Annotated in this window: 14 protein-coding genes; 8 read left to right on the top strand and 6 right to left on the bottom strand. The window is 71.0% G+C overall.

Going from position 1 to position 14,462, the window contains the following annotated elements; genetic code table 11:
• Positions 1–7 precede the first annotated feature (7 nt).
• From ACIPYT_RS02465 to ACIPYT_RS02450, 4 genes are all read right to left on the bottom strand, one after another.
• Complete coding sequence (locus tag ACIPYT_RS02465; protein WP_401070318.1) at positions 8–964, bottom strand: NAD(P)-dependent oxidoreductase; 957 nt, start codon at positions 962–964, stop codon at positions 8–10.
• Entirely contained in the window at positions 964–2,469 is a 1,506-nt protein-coding gene (xylB, locus tag ACIPYT_RS02460; protein ID WP_401070317.1) for a xylulokinase, read from the bottom strand. The genes ACIPYT_RS02465 and xylB overlap by 1 nt, the downstream gene beginning before the upstream one ends.
• A gap of 9 nt (positions 2,470–2,478) precedes the next feature.
• Positions 2,479–3,063 carry a glucose-6-phosphate isomerase family protein gene (locus ACIPYT_RS02455; RefSeq protein WP_401070315.1) on the bottom strand — a complete coding sequence of 195 codons (585 nt, stop codon included), beginning with the start codon at positions 3,061–3,063 and terminating at the stop codon, positions 2,479–2,481.
• 128 nt (positions 3,064–3,191) lie between these two features.
• The gene (locus ACIPYT_RS02450) at positions 3,192–4,172 is read right to left on the bottom strand and encodes an acetylesterase (RefSeq protein ID WP_401070313.1); all 981 of its coding nucleotides are present in this window, start codon (positions 4,170–4,172) and stop codon (positions 3,192–3,194) included.
• Between the two features lie 85 nt (positions 4,173–4,257).
• Here ACIPYT_RS02450 and ACIPYT_RS02445 point away from each other — a divergent pair, with 85 nt between their 5' ends.
• A complete protein-coding gene (locus ACIPYT_RS02445; RefSeq protein ID WP_401070311.1) occupies positions 4,258–4,812 on the top strand; it encodes a VOC family protein in 555 nt (184 codons plus the stop codon).
• On the opposite strand, the gene ACIPYT_RS02440 is transcribed toward ACIPYT_RS02445, so the two are convergent.
• Complete coding sequence (locus ACIPYT_RS02440) at positions 4,809–5,345, bottom strand: CGNR zinc finger domain-containing protein (protein WP_401070309.1); 537 nt, start codon at positions 5,343–5,345, stop codon at positions 4,809–4,811. The genes ACIPYT_RS02445 and ACIPYT_RS02440 overlap by 4 nt on opposite strands.
• Positions 5,346–5,384: 39 nt before the next feature.
• Between ACIPYT_RS02440 and ACIPYT_RS02435 the strand changes: the two genes are divergently transcribed.
• The 6 genes from ACIPYT_RS02435 to ACIPYT_RS02410 all read left to right on the top strand — a co-directional run bounded on the left by ACIPYT_RS02435 (position 5,385) and on the right by ACIPYT_RS02410 (position 12,135).
• The gene (locus ACIPYT_RS02435; RefSeq protein ID WP_401070308.1) at positions 5,385–6,386 is read left to right on the top strand and encodes an EamA family transporter; all 1,002 of its coding nucleotides are present in this window, start codon (positions 5,385–5,387) and stop codon (positions 6,384–6,386) included.
• A gap of 33 nt (positions 6,387–6,419) precedes the next feature.
• Complete coding sequence (locus tag ACIPYT_RS02430) at positions 6,420–7,109, top strand: GntR family transcriptional regulator (protein ID WP_401070306.1); 690 nt, start codon at positions 6,420–6,422, stop codon at positions 7,107–7,109.
• Positions 7,106–8,632, top strand: a complete 1,527-nt coding sequence (locus tag ACIPYT_RS02425) for an MmgE/PrpD family protein (RefSeq protein ID WP_401070305.1) — start codon at positions 7,106–7,108, stop codon at positions 8,630–8,632. The genes ACIPYT_RS02430 and ACIPYT_RS02425 overlap by 4 nt, the downstream gene beginning before the upstream one ends.
• A gap of 145 nt (positions 8,633–8,777) precedes the next feature.
• Positions 8,778–9,680, top strand: a complete 903-nt coding sequence (prpB, locus tag ACIPYT_RS02420; protein WP_401070303.1) for a methylisocitrate lyase — start codon at positions 8,778–8,780, stop codon at positions 9,678–9,680.
• A 2-nt stretch (positions 9,681–9,682) separates the two neighbouring features.
• On the top strand, positions 9,683–10,816 hold the full coding sequence (locus tag ACIPYT_RS02415; protein ID WP_401070301.1) for a bifunctional 2-methylcitrate synthase/citrate synthase: 1,134 nt from the start codon (positions 9,683–9,685) through the stop codon (positions 10,814–10,816).
• Between the two features lie 59 nt (positions 10,817–10,875).
• Complete coding sequence (locus ACIPYT_RS02410) at positions 10,876–12,135, top strand: FAD-binding protein (protein ID WP_401070299.1); 1,260 nt, start codon at positions 10,876–10,878, stop codon at positions 12,133–12,135.
• 146 nt (positions 12,136–12,281) lie between these two features.
• Here the strand turns inward: ACIPYT_RS02410 and ACIPYT_RS02405 are convergent, their stop codons facing one another.
• Positions 12,282–12,866, bottom strand: coding sequence for an antibiotic biosynthesis monooxygenase (locus ACIPYT_RS02405; RefSeq protein WP_401070297.1), 585 nt, complete (start codon positions 12,864–12,866; stop codon positions 12,282–12,284).
• A 128-nt stretch (positions 12,867–12,994) separates the two neighbouring features.
• Here ACIPYT_RS02405 and ACIPYT_RS02400 point away from each other — a divergent pair, with 128 nt between their 5' ends.
• Positions 12,995–14,176 (top strand): thiolase family protein, encoded by a 1,182-nt coding sequence (locus ACIPYT_RS02400; protein WP_401070295.1) that lies wholly within the window; start codon positions 12,995–12,997, stop codon positions 14,174–14,176.
• The last annotated feature ends 286 nt before the right edge of the window (positions 14,177–14,462 follow it).

Below are 14,462 nucleotides of genomic sequence, written 5' to 3'. Positions count from 1 at the left end.
GTGCCCTTCAGGATCGGGGGGAGACGGGATGCGCGGGCGCAGCGCCCGCGAGCACGGAGAGCACGTCGTCGAGTGACAGCGAGCCCATGTTGTCGACCGCCTGGGTGGTCTGCGCGCCGAGGTGCGGGGTGACGGTCACGCGCTCGGCGAGGTCGGGTGCGAGCAGCGGGCTCGCGCTCGCCGCCGTGTCGCCCGCGAGGGTGTCGGCCGCGTACGCGCCCAGGCGCCCGTCGCGCAGGGCGGTCGCCAGCGCGTCCTCGTCGACGAGATCGGGGCGGGCGGTGTTCACGATGATCGTCCCGCGAGGGATGCCGTCGAGACGCGCCGCATCGACGAGCGTCTGCCCGCCCGGCGCGTGCAGCGTCACGAGGTCGGCCGTGCGGAACAGCTCGTCGAGGTCGACGGGCGTCGCCCCGAGGTCGGTGATCCGCTCGGCGGGGAGGAACGGATCGGCCGCGAGCACCCGGCATCCGAACCCGGACAGCCGCCGCGCGACGCCCTGGCCGATGCGTCCGAAGCCCACGATGCCGACCGTGGCGGCGCCGAGCTCCCGCCCGCGCCGCACGCTCCAATCGCCGGAGCGCACCCGGCGGTCGCCGTCGGGGATGAAGCGCAGAGCCGCGAGCATCAGGCCGACGGCGTGGTCGGCGACAGCGTCGGCGTTGGCCCCGGGCGTGTTGGTCACGAGGATGCCACGGCGCTCCGCCGCGGCGATGTCGACCGCCTCGGTGCCCACGCCGTAGCGGGCGACGATGCGCAGATCCGGCGCGGCGGCGAGGTGCTCGTCGGTCACGGGACCCGTGCCGGCGACCCAGCCCGCGGCTGTCGCGAGCAGGGGGGCGAGCTCGGCGAGGTCGTGGTGCGCGGGGCCGCGGACGATCTCGTGCCCTGCGGCCTCCGCCCGGGCGACGAGGTCGAGGTCGCCGTCGGAGAACGACCGGCTCGTGGCGAGGATGACGCCCATCAGACGTTCTCCCCGGCGGTCGGCGCGGCGGCGAACCACGGCGCGAGGGCGTCGTACGCCGACGTGAAGCGGGCGTGGCGCTGCGCGTACACGGCGTGCCGACCGGCATCCGGTGCGAACTCCGCCGTCACCTCGCTCAACGCGCGGGCGGCCGAGAAGTCGGCGAGGCCGAGACCCACGGCTCCCGTGACCGCGGCGCCCAGGCTGTTCGCCTCCTCGACGATCGTGCGGCGCCGGATCGGCACGCCCCAGACATCCGCGAGGATGCCGAGCCACACGTCGCTCTGCGCGCCGCCGCCGACCGCGTCGATGCGGTCGATCACGGCGCCCGATTCCCGGAACGCCTGGATGCAGGTGAGCAGGTTGAATGCGACGCCTTCGAGCACCGCGCGGGTGAGGTGCGCCCTGGTGTGGTGGCGACCGATGCCGACGAACGCGCCGCGCGCCGCCGGGTCCCACAGCGGCGACCGCTCGCCGAGCAGGTAGGGGAGGAAGTAGAGGTCCTCGGTGTCGAGGTCTCCCGCGGCCTCGGCCGTGAGCCGCGAGGTCTCGGGGCGCGCGGGATCGGTCGAGAGCGCCTCGGCGATCCACTGCACCGATGCGCCTCCGGCCTGCATGGTCGCGGTCGGCACGAAGGAGCCCGGAACGACGTTGTCGAACGTCATGGTGCGCATCTGCGGATCGTGCAGCGGGGTGGGGCTCGCGAACGAGATCCACGAGGAGGTGCCCAGGCACACGTACGCGCCGTCCTCCGGCGCGACGACACCGGAGCCGACCGCGGCGAGCGGACCGTCGCCGCCGCCCATCACGACGCGGGTGGACGCGGGCAGCCCGAGCGCATCCGCGGACTCGGTCGTGAGCGTGCCGGCCACGGTCGTCGAGTCGAGGATCTCGGGGAACAGGGCGGGGTCGAGTCGGGCCGCCGCGAGCACGTCGGCCGACCACATGCCGGCCGCCTGGTCGTAGGCGTTCGTGCCGGAGGCGTCGGAGCGCTCGGTCGCCAGGCGCCCGGTGAGGCGGTAGACGATGTAGTCCTTCGCGACGCAGAAGTGACGCACGCGTGCCCACACCTCGGGTTCGTTGTCGCGCACCCACATGACCTTCTCGAGCGAGTAGGTCGGGTTCAGGCGGTGGCCGAGCACCCGGTAGGCCGCCTCGGCGCCGAGGGCCTGCTCCAGCATCCTGGTCTGTGCGCCCGAGCGGGTGTCGGCCCAGATGATCGCGGGACGCACCGGGTCGCCGTGGCCGTCGAGCAGCACGGTGCCCATCATCTGGCCGCTCACGACCAGTCCGCCGACCGTCTCGGGGGCGAGGCTCGACTGCGACAGCAGCTGCCGGGTGGCCGAGACCACGGCGCCCCACCAGTCGGACGGGTCCTGTTCGGCGATGCCGCCGGCCGCGAAGTGCGCCGGGTACGGCACCGTGACCGAGGTCACCAGGCGGCCGTCGTCGTGGTGCAGCGACGCCTTGTTGCCGGTCGTGCCCAGGTCGTGCGCGATGATCATGGCCGGAGCCTATTCGGCGGGAGCGGAGTAGGGGCGGAGGTCCACGCCCTCGGCCGCGCGGTACGCCCGCGAGCCCATGCCGTGCTCGAGCACCCAGCCGTAGTCGTGGCCGGCGCCGCCGGGGTAGACCGCGAGGAACGCGTAGGGCTCGTCGCCGGTGTTGACCGAACGGTGGGCCCAGCCCGGCGGGATGTAGCCGATCGTGCCGGGCAGCATGTCGAGCCACTCGGTGCGCTCGCCGTCGAACATGAGCAGTCCGCCACGGCCCTTCAGCGCGAGGTAGATCTCGCCCTGGTGGTTCGGGTGCTGGTGGCCCTTCGTCATCCACAGCTCGCCCGAGGTGTCGCCCGGCATGATCGTCGTGATCGACTGCGGCAGTTCGCGGTCGATCTCGGGCACGGGGGAGCTGACGACCGTGTAGACGACGGGGTTGTCGCCCTCGCTCGCGGCCGTCCAGGCGTCGTGGTCGAGGAACAGGCCCTCGAGGTCGGACATCCGCCGGGTGAGGGTCGGGCCCTCCGGCGACAGCGTGAGCTTCTCGGCGTCGAACGCGATCGCCATCGGAGAGATCGGCGGGGTGTGGAACTCGGGCATCGGTGCTCCTCGTAGGTGCTGCGGCGCTGCGCAACCTGTAATGACAAGTTGAGCGTACCTGTTATGACAAGTGGTGTCCAGTGCTCATCTGCGCGGGGTCGAGGGCGCGTCTGCGGGAGGGTGGATGCTCAGGATGCCGCGCGCAGCGCGCGCCCGAGGTGGGCGTTCCCGTCGCGGACGGCGTCGGCCGTGACGGCATCCCATCCCGGGTGCTCCGCGTGCCCCGCCGGGAGCACTGCGAGCTCGAGATCGCTGGCGGCGTTCGCGACGCCGAACTGTCCGGGCGGCGGCACGTACTGATCCCACAGTGCCGCTTCGACCCGCACCGGGATGTCGGCGAATCCGATCGTGCTCGACGCATCGAACAGGCGCAGGGCATCGCGCGCTTCGGGGTGTGCCGCGACGTGCGCCCGCACGACCTCGCCGCTGCCGAGGCACGGCACCGCGAGTCGTTCGTCGTACTGGCCGAAGCTCGGCACGATGAGCGTGGCGCCGATGTGCCGGTCGTCCCAGGGCAGCGCGAGGGCGCCGATGCCGCCGCCGAAGCTCTCGCCCACGTAGTACAGCGGCAGATCGCCGGCGATCTCCTGGAGCACGTCGCCCGCGAGCCAGAGGTCGCGCGCGCACAGTCCCAGGACGTACCGGTCGGGGTCGTCGATCCCCGCGAGCACGTGCTGCTCCACGGGTTCGGGGGCGCCGACTCCGGCGTTGAGCGTCGGCAGTCCGCGAGCGACCGGGAAGATCGCCGCCGCGTCGTCGGGAACCCGCGCGAGGTCGATCGCGTCGCGCCCGCCGTAGCCGTGCGAGTGCACGACGCCGACACGGGCGACGCCCGAGGTCGGGCCCACCACCCAGGAGCGCAGACGGATGCCGTCGACGCCGGCGTGCTCGACGACCGAGACCGCGCGGCCCTCGTGGGTGCCGGTCGAGAGGGTGCGCGGCGCGGCAGCCACGCCGTTCGCCTCCGCGCGCCAGCGCCGCCAGGTTTTTGCGAGATCCGGCGGCGGTGTAACCGGGGCGATCTGCCGCAGCATCCGCTCATCGAGCCCGTAGGTGCCGTCGAACGCGGCGTCTGGGAACCAGGTGTCGTACGGTGCGGGGAATGTCATGGTCACTCGACCGTATCCCGCACACCATTCAGGACCGAATATGTCCTGGTTGCTCGGGATGATGGCCGCGACGAAAGGACGAGCCATGACTCATCTCCCCGCGATCCCCGCCGGATCGAACACCGTGAACCCCTTCCTGATGACCGACGACGCCCCGCGCATCATCGCCTTCCTCGTCGACGTGTTCGGCGCGGACGACGTGCCCGAGGCGCGCACCCTCGACACCGACGGTCTGATCCTGCACTCCGAGCTGCGCATCGGGGACTCGGTCATCACCGTCGCCGACCGCAAGCCCGACTGGCCCTTCACTCCGGGCTTCACTCAGGTGTACGTCGACGACGTCGAGGCGACGCTCACCCGCGCGGTCGAGCGCGGGGCACGGATCGTCACCGCGCCGACCGACTTCTTCGGCGACACCCTCTCGCGCTTCGCCGACCCCGCGGGCAACCTCTGGTGGGTGTATCGCCACGTGCCGGCGGAGGGTGCCGCGGATGCCGGGGAGTGGAGTGCGACCGGCGACGACGAGAGCGTGGAGCAGGAGGACTGGTCGGCGTTCACCTCGCCCGAGCTCGAGTGCATCCACGTGAGCCTGATGGATGCGATGCGCGCGTTGCGCGATCCGAGGACCGGGGAGGCCTAGACGCTCGCCTGGCGGGCGCGATACGCCGCGACGGCGTTGCGGTTGGTGCAGGTGGGCGAGCAGTAGCGCTTCGAGCGGTTGCGGGAGAGATCGAGCGCGAGCGCCTCGCACGTGTCGTCGGCGCACACCGAGATGCGCGAGCCCTCGTCGGTGCGGATGACGTCGATCAGCGCCATGGCCGTCTCGATCAGCACGCGCTCGGCGAGGGGTCGCTCATCGGCCACGGCGTGCAGGTGCCAGTCGGCGGCGTCGTGCCGCACAAGTCGCGGGGTGAGGTGCGTCTCGGTGAGGACGGCGTTGACGTGCCCGGCCATGTCGTCGCGAGAGGCCAGCAGCATGGTGCGCAGGCGGGGGCGGATGCCGCGCAGCGCGTCGAGCTCGGGCTGGTCGCGGTCGAGTCTGCCCGAGTAGGGGAAGTCGGCGAGGAAGGCGTGGTGGTCGGCGAGCGACTCGAGGGTGTCGGGGTCCTCGGCCGAGTTCACCAACCAGACCGCCGAACGCAGCGCCTCTTCGGTGTCATCGGTGAAGATCATGTTGACACCTTACTCTGCGCACGAGTAGCGTCACTTGCCATGAGCATGGTCACTGATGACAGGCGCGTGACGAGCATGCGTCTCGGGCTGCCGCTGGCGATCGCCGCGGCGTTCTCGTTCGGCATGTCCGGCGCCTGGGCGCGCGGGCTCATCGACGCCGGATGGACACCAGGCGCCGCCGTGACCGTGCGGGTCTGGGTCGCCGCACTCGTGCTGCTCATCCCGACGATCCTGGCCCTCCGCGGTCGGTGGCGGGCGCTGTGGCGCAACGCCGGCATGGTCGCGGCGTACGGCATCCTCGCCGTCGCCGCCACGCAGCTGTTCTACTTCCAGGCCGTCGCCGTCATGGACGTCGGCATCGCCCTGCTCATCGAGTACACCGCGCCGATCGCCGTGCTGCTGTGGCTGTGGCTGCGTCGCGGCGAGCGGCCCAGCCGTCGCAGCGTGATCGGGGCCGGCGTCGCCTTCATCGGACTCGTCCTCATGCTCGACGTCGTCACGGGCGCAGAGGTCAACGTGGCCGGCATCCTGTGGGCGCTCGCCGCCATGGTCGGCGCTGCGACCTACTTCGTGCTCTCCGCGCGGGCCGACACCGGCATCCCGCCGATCGCCCTCGCGGGTTCGGGGTTGCTGCTCGGAGCCGTCGTGCTCTCGATCGCGGCCGCCGTCGGCATCCTGCCCTTCCGTTGGACCACCGACGACATCGCCTACCGCTTCGGCACCGTGCCGTGGTTCGTGCCCGTACTCGCGATCGGGTTCATCGCGACGGCCCTCGCCTATGTGCTCGGCATCGCCTCGACCAGGATGCTGGGCTCCCGCCTCGCGTCGTTCGTCGCACTCGCCGAGGTCGTCGCGGCGCTGCTGTTCGGATGGCTGCTGCTCGGGCAGCTCCCCGATCTGCTGCAGGCCCTCGGGGGTGTGCTCGTGCTTGTCGGCGTGGTGGTCGTGAAACTCGGCGAGCCTTCTCCGGACTCGGAGTTCATCGAGCCTGCGCTGACGGGTGCAGTGTATACCGGAGAGGCAGAATCCTCGTCTCGCTGAGACTCGGCCGCGCTTTGTGTATACACTAAACGCATGGCGCTGCCCTCGGTCGACAGGATCTCGGCGAGCGAGCGCGCCCACGCAGCCCTGCTCGACGACATCCAGTCGGGTGCGCTGCCGGCGGGCTCCGTGCTCGGCGAGGTCGAGCAGGCCGCCCGGCTCGGTGTCAGCCGCACGCCCCTGCGTGAGGCGCTCCGCCGCCTCGCGGCCGACGGTCTCGTCGTGCAGCAGTCCCCGCGGGTCACGGTCGTCGCGGCTCTCGACGCCGACGACATCCGCGCCCTGTTCGAGATCCGTCGGGCGCTCGAGGAGACGTCCGCGCGGCTCGCCGCACAGCGCGGGGATGCCGGGATGTTCCACGGGCTCGCGGAGGAGTTCGCTCACGTGGATCTCACCGCCGACGAAGGGCGTGACGCGTACTACGCCCTCATCGCCCGCTTCGACGCGGCCATCGACGCCGCGGTCGCGAACGATTACATCGCCTCGGCGCTGCGCACCGCCCGCGCCCACCTCGTGCGCGTGCGTCGCATGGCGCGAGACAAGCCCGCGCGCCTCGCCGCATCCGCTGCCGAGCATCGCACGATCGCGCAGGCGCTCGCCGCCCGCGACAGCGACCTCGCCGCGCACGCCACGCACGTGCACCTGCACAACGCGCTCACCGGCATCCTGGAATCCCTGGATGCCGTGGACTCTCTGCCGCCGATCGATAGGAAGCACCGATGACCGTCATCCATCACGTCCGCGTCCACGCGAGCTCCGAGAACCTCGCACGCGAAGACCAGCTCGCCTGGAAGATCGCGGAGGTCGCCGCCGACCCCGTCGAAGTCGAGCAGGACGTCGTCGACATGATCATCAACCGCATCATCGACAACGCCTCGGTCGCCGCGGCATCTCTCACCCGCGCGCCCATCAACGCGGCCCGCGCACAGGCCTTCAGCCACCCCGTCTCGACCGGCGGGGCCGGCGCGACGGTGTTCGGCGCCGCCCTCGACCGGCGCACGAGCCCCGAGTGGGCCGCATGGGTGAACGGTGTGGCGGTGCGCGAGCTCGACTACCACGACACGTTCCTCGCGGCGGAGTACTCCCACCCGGGCGACAACATCCCGCCGATCCTCGCGGTCGCGCAGCACGTCGGGTCCGACGGCCGCTCTCTTGTGCGGGCGATCGCGACCGGCTACGAGATCCAGATGGACCTCGTGCGCGCGATCTGCCTGCACAGGCACAAGATCGACCACGTCGCGCACCTCGGTCCCTCGGCCTCCGCGGGCATCGGCACCCTGCTCGGACTCGACGTCGAGACGATCTACCAGGCCGTCGGTCAGGGCCTGCACACCACGACCGCCACCCGGCAGAGCCGCAAGGGCGAGATCTCCACGTGGAAGGCCCACGCACCGGCGTTCGCGGGCAAGATGGCGGTCGAGGCCGTCGACCGGGCCATGCGCGGGCAGACCAGCCCCGCCCCGATCTACGAGGGCGAAGACGGCGTGATCGCCTGGATGCTCGACGGCAAGGACGCCGCGTACGAGGTGCCGCTGCCGGCATCCGGCGAGCCGAAGCGCGCGATCCTCGACTCGTACACGAAGGAGCACTCGGCCGAGTACCAGGCGCAGGCCTGGATCGACCTCGCCCGCAGGCTCGGCACCGAGAACCCGGCGCTGCGCGACCCCGCGAACGTCGAATCCATCGTGCTGCACACGAGCCACCACACGCACTACGTGATCGGCTCAGGGGCGAACGACCCGCAGAAGTACGACCCCACGGCATCCCGCGAGACGCTCGACCACTCGATCCCCTACATCTTCGCGGTCGCGCTGCAGGACGGCGGCTGGCACCACGTCGACTCGTACACTCCCGAGCGTGCGGGCCGCGCCGACACGGTCGCGCTGTGGCACAGGATCACCACGGCGGAGGATGCCGAGTGGACGCGCCGCTATCACTCCGAAGACCCCGACGTGAAGGCGTTCGGCGGTCGCGTGGAGTTCCGCCTCGCCGACGGCTCGACCGTGGTCGACGAGATCGCCGTCGCCGACGCGCATCCACTCGGCGCCCGCCCGTTCGTGCGCGAGAACTACATCGCGAAGTTCCGTCTGCTGGCCGAGCCCGTGCTGGAGCCTGCCGAGATCGAGCGGTTCCTCGAACTCGTGCAGCGCCTGCCCGAGCTCACCGCGGAGGAGGTCGGCGAGCTGTCGATCATCGCGAAGCCCGGGCTGCTCGAGGGCGCGGATGCGCCGCAGGGGCTGTTCTGATGCGTGGTCTCCGGCGCGCGGCCGCCACAACTCCGGAGAACCGGGGCGCCGCGCCGCTGCTGGGGCCTTCTCCGGGGCATACCCAGCCGGATCTCCGGAGTTATGACGGAGACGACACCCGCCCGATGACGAAGGGGCTGTTCTGATGCTGTACTCCACCGTGACGCCCGCCGAGAAGCGGCGGCTGTTCCGCGAACGGCTCGCCTCGGGTGAGCTGCTGCGCTTCCCCGGCGCGTTCAACCCGCTGAGCGCCAAGCTCATCGAGCAGAAGGGCTTCGACGGCGTCTACATCTCGGGCGCGGTGCTCTCTGCCGACCTCGGCCTGCCCGACATCGGCCTGACGACGCTGACCGAGGTCGCCGGCCGCGCGAAGCAGATCGCCCGCATGACCGACATCCCCGCGATCGTCGACGCCGACACCGGGTTCGGCGAGCCCATGAACGTCGCGCGCACGATCCAGGAGCTCGAGGATGCCGGACTCGCCGGCACGCACATCGAGGACCAGATCAACCCCAAGCGCTGCGGGCACCTCGACGGCAAGAGCGTGGTCGACGAGAACACCGCGATCAAGCGCATCCGAGCCGCGGCCGACGCGCGACGCGACGAGAACTTCCTCATCATGGCGCGCACCGACATCCGGGCGATCGAGGGGCTCGACGCGGCGATCGACCGCGCGAAGGCCCTGGTCAACGCGGGAGCCGACGCGATCTTCCCCGAGGCGATGCGCGACCTCTCCGAGTTCGAGGCGATGGCTGATGCGCTCGACGTGCCGATCCTCGCCAACATGACCGAGTTCGGCAAGAGCGATCTCTTCTCGACCGCACAGCTGCAGGCGGCCGGTGTGAGCATGGTCATCTGGCCGGTCTCGCTGCTGCGGATCGCGATGGGCGCGGCGGGCCGCGCGCTCGATACGCTGAACGACGAGGGGCACCTGACCTCGAAGCTCGGCGAGATGCAGCACCGCGCCGATCTCTACGACCTGATCGACTACGAGTCGTACAACCACTTCGACTCCGGGGTCTTCAACTTCACCATCACGAAGGAGTGAGCATGACCGAGCCGGACATCAAGAAGGGCCTCGCGGGCGTCGTCGTCGACACCACGGCGATCTCGAAGGTCAACCCCGAGACGAACAGCCTGCTGTACCGCGGCTACCCCGTGCAGGAGCTGGCCGACACGCAGCCCTTCGAGGCGGTCGCGTACCTGCTCTGGCACGGCGAGCTCCCGACGCCCGAGGAGCTCGCGGCGTTCCGGATCGAAGAGCGCCGCCACCGGGCGCTCGCCGACAACGTCAAGGCCGCGATCGACCTGATCCCGCTCGAGGCGCACCCGATGGACGAGGTGCGCACGGCCGTGAGCCTGATCGGCGCGTCCGACCCCGCTGCCGGCGGATCGGTGCTCGACGCGGGCGGCAGCCCCGAGCAGAACCTCGAGCGCAGCATCCGCCTCTTCGCCGCGCTGCCGTCGATCGTCGCCTACGGGCAGCGCCGCCGCCGCGGGGAGGAGCTCATCGAGCCGCGCGACGACCTCGACTACTCCTCGAACTTCCTCTGGATGACGTTCGGCGAGGAGCCCGATCCTGTGGTGGTCGACGCCTTCAACCGCTCGATGATCCTGTACGCCGAGCACTCCTTCAACGCCTCGACGTTCACGGCCCGCGTCATCACCTCGACCTTGAGCGACCTGTACTCGGCCGTGGTCGGAGCGATCGGCGCGCTCAAGGGCCCGCTGCACGGCGGCGCGAACGAGGCCGTGCTGCATATCTTCGACGAGATCGGGGATGCCGCCAACGTCGTGCCGTGGCTCGACAAGGCCCTCGCCGAGAAGCGCAAGATCATGGGCTTCGGACACCGCGTGTACAAGAAGGGCGACTCACGTGTGCCGACCATGAAGGCGGCGCTCGACACGCTCGTCGAGCACTACGACAAGCCCGAGGTCGCAGCGCTGTACGACGCCCTCGAGTCGGAGTTCGTCGAGCGCAAGGGCATCTACCCGAACCTCGACTACCCGTCCGGCCCCGCCTACAACCTCATCGGCTTCGACACCCTCACCTTCACTCCGCTGTTCGTGGCGGCACGGATGACCGGCTGGACCGCGCACGTGATCGAGCAGGCCGGCGCGAACGCGCTCATCCGTCCGCTCTCGCACTACGACGGCGTCGACGAGAGGCACGTCGAGGGCTGAGGCGCGTTTCGTCTCGCTCCGGTCGTCGAGCGCGGAGCGCGTCTGGATATCCTGACGTGATGGCTTCCGAACGGAACTGGGCAGGCAATCTCTCCTATCGTGCCGCGCGGGTCGAGCACCCGGCATCGTCGGATGAGCTGGGAGACCTTCTCGCGCGGGGCGGCGCGGTGCGGATGCTGGGCTCCCGCCACAGCTTCAATGCGCTGGCCGACACGACCGGCACGCTGATCGCCCTCGACCGGATGCCGCGGGTGTTCGAGGCGAGCCCCGAACGCGACGCCGTGCGGGTGAGCGGCGCGCTGCGCTACGGTGACCTCGCCCCGCTCCTGGACGCCGAGGGGCTCGCGCTCGCGAACCTCGCGTCCCTGCCGCACATCTCCGTGGCAGGGGCCGTCGCGACCGGAACGCACGGATCGGGTGACGCTCTGGGCTCGCTCGCGAGCGCGGTGCGTGCGCTCACGATCGTGACCCCCGCCGGGGAGACGCGGAGTCTCGCCCGCGGCGACGAGGACTTCGACGGCGCGGTCGTCTCCCTCGGGGCGCTGGGCGCGGTGGTCGACCTCACGCTCGACGTCGAACCGGCCTACGAGATCGCCCAGCACGTGTTCGAGGCGCCCGCGTGGGACGCGATCCTGCGCGACTTCGACGACGTGACCGGCATCGGCACGAGCGTCAGCATCTTCTCGACCTGGGAGCACACCGACAGCGCCGACCAGATCTGGGTCAAGCAGCGACTGCCCGAAGCGCGCGAACTCGCCCGCGCCGACCTGTTCTCGCGCCTCGACGCCCGCGCGGCGGCCACGAAGCGGCATCCGATCCTCGGCGTCGATCCGGTCGCGTGCACCGAGCAGGGCGGCGTTCCTGGTCCGTGGTTCGACCGGCTGCCGCACTTCCGCCTCGAGTTCACGCCGTCGGCGGGCGCGGAGCTGCAGAGCGAGTACCTCGTGCCGCGCTCCGACGCCGTCGAGGCGATCCAGGTCGTTCGCACGCTCGCGGGTCAGATCGCGCCGCTGCTGCTCGTCAACGAGATCCGCACGGTGCGTGCCGACGACCTGTGGCTCAGCTCCTCGCAGGGGACGGATGCCGTCGGCATCCACTTCACGTGGAAGCCCGATGAGGTCGCGGTGCGTGCGCTGCTGCCGGTCATCGAGGCGGCGCTCCCCGGGACGGCGCGCCCGCACTGGGGCAAGGTGTCGACGCTCGACGGCGCGGAGGTGCGGTCGCGCTACCCCCGCTTCGACGAGTTCGCCGTTCTCGTCGCACGGTTCGACCCCGAGCGACGACTCGTGAACGACCACCTCGCGGAGCTCGGGCTGTGACCGCGCCGCGCTCCGGTCGTCGGCTCCGCCTCGCCGCGCACGCGGCATCCTGCCCGATCTGACCGCCGGACGTCACGAGAGATCAGAAACGCCTCTGACGCACCCTGTTCCGACGCGTTTTCGATCTCTCGTGGCCGAGTGGGCGACTAGCGGGCGAGCCAGCGGCGCAGCGCGCGCGTGACCCAGGGCAGCACCCAGTACGTCATGACCGGCGTGAGCACGAGCGTCGTGGCGAGCACGCGCAGCCAGATCGGCAGCTCGTTGAAACCCGGAACCGGGCTCATCGCGTACGTGAACGCCAGGTTCACGGGGAAGAAGCCCAGCCAGATCGACACGGCCTGCTTCCATCGCGGCGGAGCCTTCACGATGGCGGAGGATGCGGTGCCCTCCGCGGTCTGCACCGTCACCGACCCCGTCGCGGGTTCGTCGAACCACCCCTCGATGCCGCTGCGCCGTCGCGAGCGCTCGCTCAGCACGAGGCCCTCGCCCGTGGCCAGCCAGGCGGCACGCTCCTCGGAGTCCTCCCAGGCGACGAGCGTGTCCTCGTCGGCGAACCGGTAGAGCATGTGCCACACGTGCGAGTCGGCGCCGGCGCGCACCCACCCCGATCCCAGGAACCCCGGATACGTGTTCGCCTTGTTCACACCGCGTTGCACCCACTCGGTGGTCTCGGCGATGCGCGCGGGGTCGACCTCGCGGCGGATGGACACGGTGATGGAGTCGCTGGACATGGCGGATCCTCGGGAGAGCACGGCCCGGATCGCGGGCGCATCGGCAGGGGACGGCGCCAGGGTGCGGCGCGTTCCGATTCTATTTCGGATGCGGGGCCGCGCCCTGCGTGCGGGGTCAGAATGGAGGCATGAGCGCGCGCAGCGAAGCCGTCCTGATCGATGTCGTCCGCACCCCGGTGGGACGCGGCAAGCCCGGAGGGATGCTGTCGGGCGTGCATCCGGTCGATCTCGCGGCCGGCGTGCTGCAGGCTCTCCTCGACCGCACCGGGCTCGATTCGGCGCAGATCGACGACGTGCTGCTCGGTTGCGTGAGCCAGGTGGGCGATCAGTCGTCGAACGTCGCGAGGCAGGCCGTGCTCGCGGCGGGCTTCGCCGAGACCGTGCCGGCCGCGACGATCGACCGGCAGTGCGGATCGAGCCAGCAGGCCGTGCACTTCGCGGCCCAGGGCATCATCGCCGGAGCCTACGACGCCGTGATCGTCGGAGGTGTGGAGTCGATGAGTCGCGTGCCCCTCGGGTCGTCGGCGGCGGGCGGGAGCCCGATGTCGCCGCGTCTGCGTGAGCGCTACCCCGAGGGGCTCGTGAACCAGGGGGTGTCGGCCGAGCTCATCGCACAGCGCTGGGGGCTCGACCGCGATGCTCTCGACGCCTACGCCGCGGAGTCGCATCGCCGCGCGGCGACCGCGTGGGACGAGGGCTTCTTCGACCGCGCCGTCGTGCCGGTGGCCGAAGCGCCGGGTGCGCGGCGCGACGAGACCGTGCGGGCGACGACGGCATCCGGTCTGGCGGGGCTGCAGCCGGCGTTCCGCACCGACGCGCTCGCGGCACGCTTTCCCGACCTCGACTGGCGCATCACGCCGGGGAACTCCTCACCGCTCACCGACGGCGCCTCGGCCGCGCTGCTCATGAGCGCCGAGCGTGCGGAGCATCTCGGTCTCACGCCGCGAGCGCGCTTCCGCGCCTTCACGGTGGTCGGCGACGATCCGCTCATGATGCTCACCGGTCCGATCCCCGCGACGCGGCGCATCCTCGAGCGCGAGGGTCTCACGATCGACGACCTCGACGTGTACGAGGTCAACGAGGCGTTCGCGTCGGTGCCGCTCGCGTGGGCGGCGGAGCTCGGCGCGGATGCCGCGAAGCTCAACCCCCGCGGAGGAGCGATCGCTCTGGGGCATGCGCTCGGGTCGTCCGGCACGCGCCTGCTCGGCACGCTCGTCGACCACCTGGAGGCCACGGGCGGCAGACTCGGGCTGCAGACCATGTGCGAGGGCGGCGGTATGGCGAACGCGACTCTCGTCGAGCGCATCTAGCCTCGGCCTTTCAACCCTCCCTCGGCCCTCTGTGTCGAGAGGGGCCGAGCGGAGCGCGAATCGCCGAGCGAAGGCATCGCGCCGAGACGGAGAAGACCCCCGCCGACCCGATTCGGCGGGGGTCTTCGCGGCGGTGACGCCGCGACGGGAGCAGACGCTCACCGTGAGGCGCGGATGACGTGACTACCCGATCCGGTCTGAGTCGTGTGTCCGCGCATGTGCAGTTGTAGTCGGCCGAGATGTCCGGTCGGTGAACGAGGGGAGAACTACTGCGGAGATCGAGATC

The organism is Microbacterium sp. NPDC089695, from assembly GCF_044749085.1.
Taxonomy (GTDB): domain Bacteria; phylum Actinomycetota; class Actinomycetes; order Actinomycetales; family Microbacteriaceae; genus Microbacterium.
Note: the sequence above shows the minus strand (reverse complement) of the source record. Positions and strands in the feature narration are given on the sequence as shown.

What these genes read in the sequence shown, in the direction of transcription:
- prpB (WP_401070303.1), top strand. Translation starts at nt 8,778, where the DNA reads ATGCTGTACTCCACCGTGACGCCCGCCGAGAAGCGGCGGCTGTTCCGC.
- ACIPYT_RS02410 (WP_401070299.1), top strand. Translation starts at nt 10,876, where the DNA reads ATGGCTTCCGAACGGAACTGGGCAGGCAATCTCTCCTATCGTGCCGCG.
- ACIPYT_RS02465 (WP_401070318.1), bottom strand. Translation starts at nt 964, where the DNA reads ATGGGCGTCATCCTCGCCACGAGCCGGTCGTTCTCCGACGGCGACCTC.
- ACIPYT_RS02435 (WP_401070308.1), top strand. Translation starts at nt 5,385, where the DNA reads ATGAGCATGGTCACTGATGACAGGCGCGTGACGAGCATGCGTCTCGGG.
- ACIPYT_RS02425 (WP_401070305.1), top strand. Translation starts at nt 7,106, where the DNA reads ATGACCGTCATCCATCACGTCCGCGTCCACGCGAGCTCCGAGAACCTC.
- ACIPYT_RS02405 (WP_401070297.1), bottom strand. Translation starts at nt 12,866, where the DNA reads ATGTCCAGCGACTCCATCACCGTGTCCATCCGCCGCGAGGTCGACCCC.
- ACIPYT_RS02440 (WP_401070309.1), bottom strand. Translation starts at nt 5,345, where the DNA reads ATGATCTTCACCGATGACACCGAAGAGGCGCTGCGTTCGGCGGTCTGG.
- ACIPYT_RS02450 (WP_401070313.1), bottom strand. Translation starts at nt 4,172, where the DNA reads ATGACATTCCCCGCACCGTACGACACCTGGTTCCCAGACGCCGCGTTC.
- ACIPYT_RS02415 (WP_401070301.1), top strand. Translation starts at nt 9,683, where the DNA reads ATGACCGAGCCGGACATCAAGAAGGGCCTCGCGGGCGTCGTCGTCGAC.
- ACIPYT_RS02430 (WP_401070306.1), top strand. Translation starts at nt 6,420, where the DNA reads ATGGCGCTGCCCTCGGTCGACAGGATCTCGGCGAGCGAGCGCGCCCAC.
- xylB (WP_401070317.1), bottom strand. Translation starts at nt 2,469, where the DNA reads ATGATCATCGCGCACGACCTGGGCACGACCGGCAACAAGGCGTCGCTG.
- ACIPYT_RS02400 (WP_401070295.1), top strand. Translation starts at nt 12,995, where the DNA reads ATGAGCGCGCGCAGCGAAGCCGTCCTGATCGATGTCGTCCGCACCCCG.
- ACIPYT_RS02455 (WP_401070315.1), bottom strand. Translation starts at nt 3,063, where the DNA reads ATGCCCGAGTTCCACACCCCGCCGATCTCTCCGATGGCGATCGCGTTC.
- ACIPYT_RS02445 (WP_401070311.1), top strand. Translation starts at nt 4,258, where the DNA reads ATGACTCATCTCCCCGCGATCCCCGCCGGATCGAACACCGTGAACCCC.